This window comes from Kamptonema animale CS-326 (assembly GCF_028330895.1).
Lineage (GTDB): Bacteria > Cyanobacteriota > Cyanobacteriia > Cyanobacteriales > Microcoleaceae > Kamptonema > Kamptonema formosum.
Genome location: NZ_JAQMUA010000067.1, coordinates 1 through 9,162 on the forward strand (window position 1 = coordinate 1; position 9,162 = coordinate 9,162).

Consider the following 9,162-nt stretch of genomic DNA (forward strand, 5'->3'; position numbering starts at 1 on the left):
CCAATTACCAATTACCAATTACCAATTACCAACTAACAATTACCAACTAACAAAATATGGTTAACTTTTTTAAAGGATTATTTTCCAATCGCCAGCCCGGAATCGGCATCGAATTGTCCTCAGATCTAATCAAAGTCGTTCAGCTTCAAAAAAAAGGCTCGTCATTAAAACTAGGGATATTAGCTACAGCAGAAGTCCCCGAAGACATCGTACAAGAAGGTCAAATAGTCGATCCGCCAACAATGGCAGAACTGATTAGATCCCTGCTTGCCGATAACAAAATTACAACCAAACGAGTAGCTACAGCTATTCCTGGCAGAGAAGCAGTAATCCGCTTAATCCCCGTTCCCGCCGAACTCAACGACGACGAACTGCGGGAATACATGAACGCAGAAGCAGGTCTATACTTGCCATTCCCCAGAGACGATGCAGACGTAGACTATCAGAAACTCGGCTTATTTGTCGATGAAGACGGCATAGAAAAAGTACAAGTAGTCTTAGTAGCAACCCGGCAAGAAGTTACAAATACTTACATCACTACATTTCAAGAAGCAGGGCTAACAATCGATGTTTTAGAAGTCACAAGTTTTGCATTAATCCGCACCATGCGCGACCAACTGCAACAATTTTCTGCCCAAGAAGCAGCAGTGCTAACAGACATAGAATTCGATAGTACAGAGCTAGCTATAGTAGTAGATGGCATACCTCAATTTAACCGCACAATTCCCATCGGCACATACCAAATTCAAACCGCTCTCAACCAGGCGATGAACTTGCCTCCCACCAGAGACACGAGGGAGGTTCAAGGCATGACCCTCCCAGTTACAGATACAATGGGCACATCAGGGGGGGATGCGAATCCAGGTACAAATGCCATGATTAAAGTATTAGGCGAACTAGCCGACGAACTGCGCCGCTCGATCGATTTTTACCTCAACCAGAGTGAAGAATTAGAAGTGGCGCAACTGCTGCTGGCAGGGCCCGGAGCAGCGATCGGCAAACTCGACGAATTCTTTATGCAGAGGTTGAGCTTGCCAGCCAGCCAAGTAGATCCAGTGGAAGCCCTCTCCCTGGAATTAGAACAAGAAATTCCCCCAGAACAACGAACTGGTTTGGGCATAGCATTGGGTTTAGGACTAAGGGAGGTTTGAAGCGTGTACAGCTTAGATATTAATTTTCTCAACGATCGCCCCGATTACAAGCCGGTAGATGTTAATCGAGAACGCAAAAGTAAATCTGCAAGTTCAGCCGATCAAACTCCGATTCTAGTTGGGGTAGCGGTAGCACTAGCTCTCAATGGCGCTGTCGGGGGCGCTTACTGGTGGCTGACTCAAGAAAATACTAGAACTGGGGAACGCAAAGCAGTAGCTGAACAGAAAGCGGCTCAATTAGAAGCTCAAGTAGCCGAAATCACCAAAATCAAGACCGAAACCCAGAAAATAGAGGGAGAGTATAAAGCCTTGGGTACGGTATTCGATCAAATTAAGCCTTGGTCAGCCATGTGGCGAGATCTAGGCGATCGCATCCCAGCCGGAGTAAAAATCTCCAAAATTGACCAAACCGAGCCGAGCCCGGCCCCAGTCACCCCCACCCCAGCAGCAGCGGCAAAATCTCCCTCTCCCTCGCCGAGTGGCTCTCCTGCTGCCAGCGCATCTCCTGCTGCCAGTGCCTCTCCTACTGCCCCTGCTGCCCCGCCAGCACCAATGAAGACAGCCACATTAGTAATCACCGGTGTCGCCAGTTCCTTCGAGCAAGTCAACGACTTTCTGCTGCTAATCCAGCGTTCTCCCTTTTTCAAAGATACCGACACAAAACTGCTTGGAGCAACATTAAAAAACAACACCACACAAATAGAACTTCAGAACAAAAGCCCAGGAGGAACCGCCGAAATTCCCAAACTACGCCCCATAGTCGAATATAAAATTGAAACAGCCCTCAGCGCCACTCCTGCATCCCAATTGCTTCCAGAGCTGAGGAACAAACAGGCAGACGGTTTAGCAATCAGGATCGAAACACTTCAAGAAAAAGGAGTGATCGCACAACAGCCAGAGGTGAAAAAACCATGACAGTAGCAAATCAATATATTCCCGGCGAGGAAGGTCAAGAAGAAGAAGGCAAGGCCATATTTGGCATCAAGCTAACTCCGCAAGTCATTGGAGCTGCGATCGCCGTTCTTGGTCTAGGAGTAGCCGGCTATCTAACCTACCAGTTCGTGTTGCCAGAATTGCAAAAAGGTAACGAAGCCAAAGGAAAAATTACAGAACTTGAAGGCAAGCAACAACTACTGCAAGCTCAAATTAAGAAAAAAGCTGAAGTAATTGCCGCTCGCGACGAAGCCATACAGCGGAGAATTGAGGTAACGTCAATGTTTGCTGACGACACCACCTTAAATACTCTGCTTTATGATGTTACTCAACTGGTCAACAAAATTAACTCTGGAGTTCAAGGTGACGATCGCAAAGCAAAACTGACAAAATTTGAACCTGTCCCGGTGAAAGTAGTTGCCCCATCAGCCGCAGCAGCCGCAGCGGCCATGCCCGACCCAGATATTGTCCTTGATGGTAGTTTGGGAGCCGGGGTCAACGGTCAGCTCAGACGCAAGACTTTTAAAGTTGAGTTTGAAGGTAGTTTCCCTCAAACTCAGGCCTTCATGCGGAATCTAGAGCTGATGCAATCCCTGTTAGTAGTTAAAAACTTAAAATCTCAGTTGTCAGAAACAACTCAGAAAATAGAAGTTGACTATCTCCAAGGGAAAATTATTCCTGTAGGTGTGCCACAAACTAAAATCAAAACAGCCTTTGACTTGCACGCACTACTGCCCTTAAAACAAGTTGAGCCAGCGGCTACCCCAAGTCCAGCCGCACCTGCAACTCCTAAACCTGCGGCAGCCAAATAGTGCTATTTTGTATTCCAATGCAAGTAATAGTTCATTTGTCAATACTCTAAGAGTCAGTAGCGCACCTGACACTTGAGAGCCAACAGCAAACAAAGTTTTAGTTGAGGAGGGAACGTGAAACAACATTTAAGATTGGGTGGAGGGCTTTTCGGTGCGGGTGTCGCAGTCCTGGTCGCACAAGCACCAGTCTGGGCAGCACCCACAAAAGTTACTGCCGTACAGCTCACTCAAACCAGCAGTGGGTTTAATATTGTATTGGCAACGGAGAAAGGCGATCGCCCTCAAGTTTTCACAATTAACGACGGTAATAGTTTCCGAGCAACTATCACCAATACCCAACTGCGCCTACCCCAAGGTAACGCTTTCCGGCAAGAAAATCCCTCTCCAGGGATTGCTTCTGTAGAAGTAACTCAGATTGATGCTAACAGCATCAGGATCGTCGTTGCAGGCAATGGCAACGCTCCCTCTGGGCAAATCCTTCAGACACAGGGTCAAGGAATAGTTTTCAGCGTAGCTCAGGGCAGAGGTACAGCTACTGCCAGTGTCCCTGCGATCGCACCGCCTCCACCACCAGATCAACCCCTAAATCAAGCAGCACCCCCACCGCCAAGCCGACCTCTGAGCCAAACCGCCCCAGCGCCTCAAATCCGTACTGCTCAGTCTCCGAACGTGATGGTGCCCAACCCCGAAGTCACGATTACCAGGAACGAGCAGCCACCGCTTCCCGAAGATATTCAACCCTCTCTCAACCAAGCTCCTCCTTTTCAGTCGCGAGCTGTTGCGCCACCTCTCGGCGATATCGCCGTCTCGAATATCGATCCCTCTCCCTCAGCAATCAATCTCAATACATCTGAACGCATCCCTCGCCTAGTGCTGCGAGATGCACCAGTTAGAGATGTGTTAGCTTTGCTAGCCCGCGCCGCAGGAGTCAACATTGCCTTTACTGGGGGCGGCACTCAGGGGCAGACAGGTCAAGCTCAGCCAGGTGTCCCCAATCAGGGAGCCAGCACTACAGATGAAGGGCCAAAAATTTCCTTAGATATTGAGAATGAGTCAGTTCAAGATGTCTTTAACTACGTACTCCGCCTTAGCGGCTTACAAGCTAATCGGATCGGACGCACGATCTTTGTTGGTTCTACTTTGCCCATTGAGGCCCGTAACTTAATCACCCGCTCCTTTCGGCTCAACCAAGTCCAAGCCGGACAAGCGGCAGCTTTCTTAAGTGCTCAAGGAGCAGAAACTCAAAGAGTTGTTAACATCGTCAGGCGTACAGTTACGGGTACGGGCGTAGACAGGAACGTAACGGAAGAGAACTCAGTAGAAATTCGACCGCTCGGCGCAGCTCAAGGTACTGGAGCCTTATTGCTCAGAGGCCTGTCCGTACTTACTGACGAGCGATTAAATGCCATCACCTTAATTGGCACTCCCCGCCAAGTGGAAATTGCTAGCTCATTTTTGACTCAGCTAGATTTACGCCGCCGCCAAGTTGCTGTGAATGTGAAGATTATTGACATCAACTTAGCAGGACAAAATAACTATAGTTCTAGCTTTTCCTTCGGAATTAATAACAATTTCTTCGTTAATGATGGTGGAAATGCCACCCTGAATTTTGGGGGTGTCAATCCACCTAATACGCTTACTACCCGCAGCTCTCTAACTGGTCGGCCGATAGTACCCAACCCAGTTACGGGCGATCCATTTTACGATCTTAACAGCGATCCCATTAACGTTCCGCTGACAGCTCCCGGCGGTGGTCTTTTTATCCAGCCGCGATCGCCAGTAACAACTGACCCCAACCGGGTAGGGGTTTCAGATTACACGCCCTTTGAAAGAACTCTAAATGGAACGAATGCTGGACAGTTAGATTCCCTTGGAGAGGCAACATTTAGCCTCTTTCCCTTATTCCAATATCCGACAAGATTTCTGTCTCAGTTGCAGGCGCAGATTCAGACCAACAATGCCAAGATTCTGACAGATCCCACGCTGATTGTTCAGGAAGGAGAGACTGCGGGTGTCAACTTAACTGAACAAGTAATTACCAACATCACAACGCAGACAACAGCGGGCACGGGCTTAACTCAGCAAACAGTGACAGCAGAGAAAGGCAATGCAGGTTTGACTCTTAATGTGGAGGTAACTCGCATTGATGACAATGGTTTTATTTCTATGCGAATCAACCCCACAGTCAGGGCGATCGCCAGAACTTCACCTCTGGGCAATAACCTGATTTCATTACTGCAAGAGCGCTCTTTGTCTTCGGGATTAATTCGCCTGCGCGACGGTCAGACGTTGATCGTGTCGGGGATAATTAATGATACAGAAAGAGTTACAGCTAGCAAAATCCCCATTTTGGGAGATTTACCGATAATTGGAGCACTTTTCAGAAGTACTAGCAAGAGTAACCAACGGGCGGAAGTGATTGTGTTGGTGACACCGCAGATCCTAGATGATAGCGATCGCTCTTCCTTTGGCTACCAGTACAACCCCAGTCCAGATGCACGCCAAATGCTCCAGCGAGGTGTGCCGATTCAGCAGAGATAAGATGATGGGGAGATGGGGAGCAGGGGAGCAGGGGGGCAGAGGAGCAGGGGGGCAGAGGAGCAGAGGGGAAATCTTTATCTTTCCTCTCCCCATCTCCCCATCTCCCCCATCCTCCCCATCTCCCCATCTCCCCTGCTCCCCATTTCCCCTCTCCCCATCCGTAAAAGCGATAAATTATATCTCGTAAGGGGGTTTTTGGTTCAAATTTTGTGTCTAAAACCTAATAAGTGTCGAAATCCATATAAATTAAAGGTTTCACCGATCCATATAGGCCGACAAGACTTTAGAATAATGCAGTGAAAATTAGATTCTGTCGGGGTTTCAGCCATCAGCAGTAAAAATTCCTTTTTTGACCCTCTGTCAAGGGAATCTGTGTCTGCTAGGAGTTGTGTGTCAGAGTTCTAGGTACTGAGAATAGGGAACGCCCCGAAATCCATACCTAGAACTGCAAACCCCAGTCCAACGTGCAGCTAAGAGCTGAATGCTGTTTAACGTAATTGTGCAAACCTTAAGGAGTATGCCAGATGAACAAAGGTGAATTGGTTGACGCAGTAGCAGAAAAGGCAAGTGTCACAAAGAAACAGGCTGATGCCGTGTTGAGTGCTGCCCTGGAATCCATCATGGAAGCTGTTTCCGATGGCGATAAAGTGACGCTGGTGGGTTTTGGCTCCTTTGAGTCGCGGGAACGCAAGGCTCGCGAGGGTCGGAATCCTAAGACAGGCGAGAAGATGGAAATCCCAGCAACTAAAGTTCCTGCTTTCTCAGCGGGCAAGTTGTTCAAAGATAGAGTCGCACCGCCTGCTGAGAAGTAGGAGCCGATAACTGCGGAACTGAGCTTTGACTCGACCTGTACACGGGGGAAATTTAACTTGGGCAGCAGCATTAGCTGGCTGCCCTCCTACTGCCATTCTGGATTTTTCCGCTAGTATCAGTCCTTTGGGGCCTCCTGAGTCGGCTAAGCGTGCGATTCAGTCGCACCTAAGCGACTTAGGAGTTTACCCAGACCCCGATTACTGCCAATTGAGGGAGGCTTTGAGCCAAATACATCACCTGAGCCCTGAGTGGATTCTGCCGGGGAATGGCGCGGCAGAATTATTAACTTGGGCGGCTTTGGAGTTGTCAAATTTGGCTCGAACTTATTTGGTTACTCCGGCTTTTGGTGATTACAGGCGGGCATTGAAAACTTTTGGCGCAACTGTGCTGGAATGCTCGATAGATTTGGGATTGGATGTTTTAGATTTGCGATCGCCAATTGAAGATCTCCAATCCCAAATCCCCAGTGCCAGTGGTTTGCTGCTGAATAATCCCCACAATCCTACGGGGTTGTTATTCACATTAGAGGCGATCGCGCCTTTTTTGGAGAAATTTGCTTTAGTCGTCGTAGATGAAGCTTTTATGGACTTTCTACCCCCTGCACAGCAGCAAAGTTTGGTTGGGTTGGTGGCAGAGTTTCCCAATTTAGTGATTTTGCGATCGCTGACTAAATTCTATTCGCTGCCGGGACTGCGGTTGGGTTATGCGATCGCGCACCCTGACCGCATTCGTCGCTGGCAACAGTGGCGCGACCCTTGGCCTGTCAATACGCTAGCGGCGGCCGCTGCTGCTGCTGTGGTGCAAGATAGCGCCTTCCAGGAGCAAACTTGGGACTGGCTAGCTTTAGTTCGGCCTCAGTTATTGGAGGGTTTAGCGAAGTTGCCAGGATTGCGCCCTTACAAAAGTGCAGCTAACTTTTTATTCGTGAACTCTGAGCATTCTGTGTCTTGGGTACAAAAAACTCTATTGGAACGTCACCGTATTCTAATCCGCGACTGTCTAAGTTTTGCCGAATTAGGCGATCGCTTTTTCCGAGTTGCCATCCGCACGGAAGCAGATAATAACCGCCTCTTAGCAGGACTAGCAGATGTTCTAAAATAAGGTAATTGTTAATTGGTAATGGCTAATCGCTAATCGCTAATCGCTAATCGCTAATGGCTAATCGCTAATTACCCATCTCCCCTGCCCCCCTGCTCCCTCGCTCCCTCTCTCTCTCCTTCCCTAGCCCCCAGTCCCTAGCCCCTAGTCCCTTCTTCATTTATGCTCGACTACGATGTGGTGATAATTGGCGGTACTGCTGCTGGACGATTTGCCGCACTCACTGCAACTCACCTCAAAGCTCGTGTCGCTTTGGTAGAATCTTCCAATAATGGGCAAGAGTTCTCGTTGTCGGCTAAACATTCTTCATTTGCGAGGTTAAGATACAGCGAAGCTTTGCTAGAAATGGGTCGCTTTGCCAAGCAAATACGTTTTTTACAGCATTTTACTACACCGATAGAGGATAACTCTGCTGCTGAAATAGCCCTGGAATTTGATATAGCAAAACTATGGATTTCTGGGGTGGTTTCTAACCTTGAGGAAATCAATTCTCCTGCTGCATTAGCAACTGCGGGTGTAGATATTATTGTTGGGAAAGGTGAGTTTGTTGTGAAGCCAGCTCTCGCCTTTGCTGTGAATGGTAGACTGTTAAAATCGCGATCTTTCCTCCTTGCTACTCCCTCTCAACCCGCAATTCCCGACATTGAAGGGCTGTTATCTACAGGATATTTCACGGCAGACAGTAGACAGTTAAGCGAATTAAAAAAGCTTCCAGATACTTTAGTTGTCATTGGTGGAGATCCCGCAGGTGTAGAACTGGCGCAAGCCTTTTCAAGGCTGGGAGTTCGGGTGACGATGGTGCTTAAAAGTTCTCACATTTTGGCTAAAGAAGATGCGGATGCTGCTCGTTTAGTTCAAGCTAGCATGGAAGCTGAAGGTGTTCGGATTCTAACTAAAACTGAGGTCACACAAGCCAGGATTATTGATGGTAAAAAATGGATTCAAGCAGGGAATGAGGCGATAGAAACTGATGAAATTTTGGTAGCTGCTGGTTGCAGGATGCCTAACTTAGAAACTTTAAATTTGTTAGCAGCGCGGGTCGATTTTAATGAGAAAGGATTGATTTTAAATAATAAACTGCAAACCACTAACCCTCAAATTTACGCTTGCACAGATGTTACTGGTGGTTATCAATTTGCTAATTTTGCCAATTATGAAGCTAAAATCGCTGTAAAAAATGCCTTGTTTTTACCAATTTTCAAGGTAGATTATCGCGGTATTCCTTGGGCTATTTTTTCCGATCCCCAATTGGCAAGAGTTGGTATGACGGAAGCACAAGCTAGAACTAGATATGGGGACGATATCATAGTTTGTCGCGAATATTTTAAGACAACCGATAAAGCTCAAATAGTGGGAGAAACGACGGGTTTTTGTAAGCTAATTGGTCGTCGTAATGGGGAGATTTTGGGAGCGAGCCTGGTTGGGCCGCAGGCTGCGGAGTTAATACACAGTCTCGCTTTAGCTATGCGTCAAGGGTTGAAAGTGAGTGCGATCGCGGAACTTCCCCACATCTGGCCGACGTTATCCGAAATTAATGGTAAAACTGCCGCTGCTTGGCAATTACAAAGCTTCCGCAGTCGGTCTTTTTTACCTAATTTATTAGAAAATTTGTTTCACTGGCGGCGATATTGGAATTGGTAATTGTTAATTAATAATTGGCAATTGTAATTAACACCAAGTAGAAGAAATTATTGGTATTTTATTAGTTAAGATTATTAGGATATTTAAATCGGTAATAGGGATAATATCATGTCCGGCAAATTACTTACGATCTGTCATTGTTCGCTGTGCTCCGCAATCGCAGAGACTAGGCG

The 9,162-nt window shown here is 47.5% G+C and carries 7 protein-coding genes; all 7 read left to right on the forward strand.

Annotation, left to right across the window (positions count from 1 at the left end; translation table 11 throughout):
* Positions 1 to 56 precede the first annotated feature (56 nt).
* The 7 genes from pilM (at position 57) to PN499_RS04040 (ending at position 8,989) form a co-directional block, all read left to right on the forward strand.
* A complete protein-coding gene (gene pilM, locus PN499_RS04010) occupies positions 57 to 1,151 on the forward strand; it encodes a type IV pilus assembly protein PilM (protein WP_272030410.1) in 1,095 nt (364 codons plus the stop codon).
* A gap of 3 nt (positions 1,152 to 1,154) precedes the next feature.
* Positions 1,155 to 2,066, forward strand: coding sequence for a PilN domain-containing protein (locus PN499_RS04015; RefSeq protein WP_272030411.1), 912 nt, complete (start codon positions 1,155 to 1,157; stop codon positions 2,064 to 2,066).
* Complete coding sequence (locus tag PN499_RS04020; protein ID WP_272030412.1) at positions 2,063 to 2,896, forward strand: pilus assembly protein PilO; 834 nt, start codon at positions 2,063 to 2,065, stop codon at positions 2,894 to 2,896. The genes PN499_RS04015 and PN499_RS04020 overlap by 4 nt, the downstream gene beginning before the upstream one ends.
* Before the next feature lie 114 nt (positions 2,897 to 3,010).
* Positions 3,011 to 5,437, forward strand: a complete 2,427-nt coding sequence (locus PN499_RS04025; protein WP_272030413.1) for an AMIN domain-containing protein — start codon at positions 3,011 to 3,013, stop codon at positions 5,435 to 5,437.
* Between the two features lie 524 nt (positions 5,438 to 5,961).
* A complete protein-coding gene (locus tag PN499_RS04030) occupies positions 5,962 to 6,249 on the forward strand; it encodes an HU family DNA-binding protein (RefSeq protein WP_007354400.1) in 288 nt (95 codons plus the stop codon).
* 25 nt (positions 6,250 to 6,274) lie between these two features.
* Complete coding sequence (gene cobD, locus PN499_RS04035; RefSeq protein WP_272030414.1) at positions 6,275 to 7,351, forward strand: threonine-phosphate decarboxylase CobD; 1,077 nt, start codon at positions 6,275 to 6,277, stop codon at positions 7,349 to 7,351.
* Positions 7,352 to 7,510: 159 nt separating this feature from the next.
* Positions 7,511 to 8,989, forward strand: coding sequence for a dihydrolipoyl dehydrogenase family protein (locus PN499_RS04040; RefSeq protein ID WP_272030415.1), 1,479 nt, complete (start codon positions 7,511 to 7,513; stop codon positions 8,987 to 8,989).
* Positions 8,990 to 9,162: the final 173 nt, after the last annotated feature.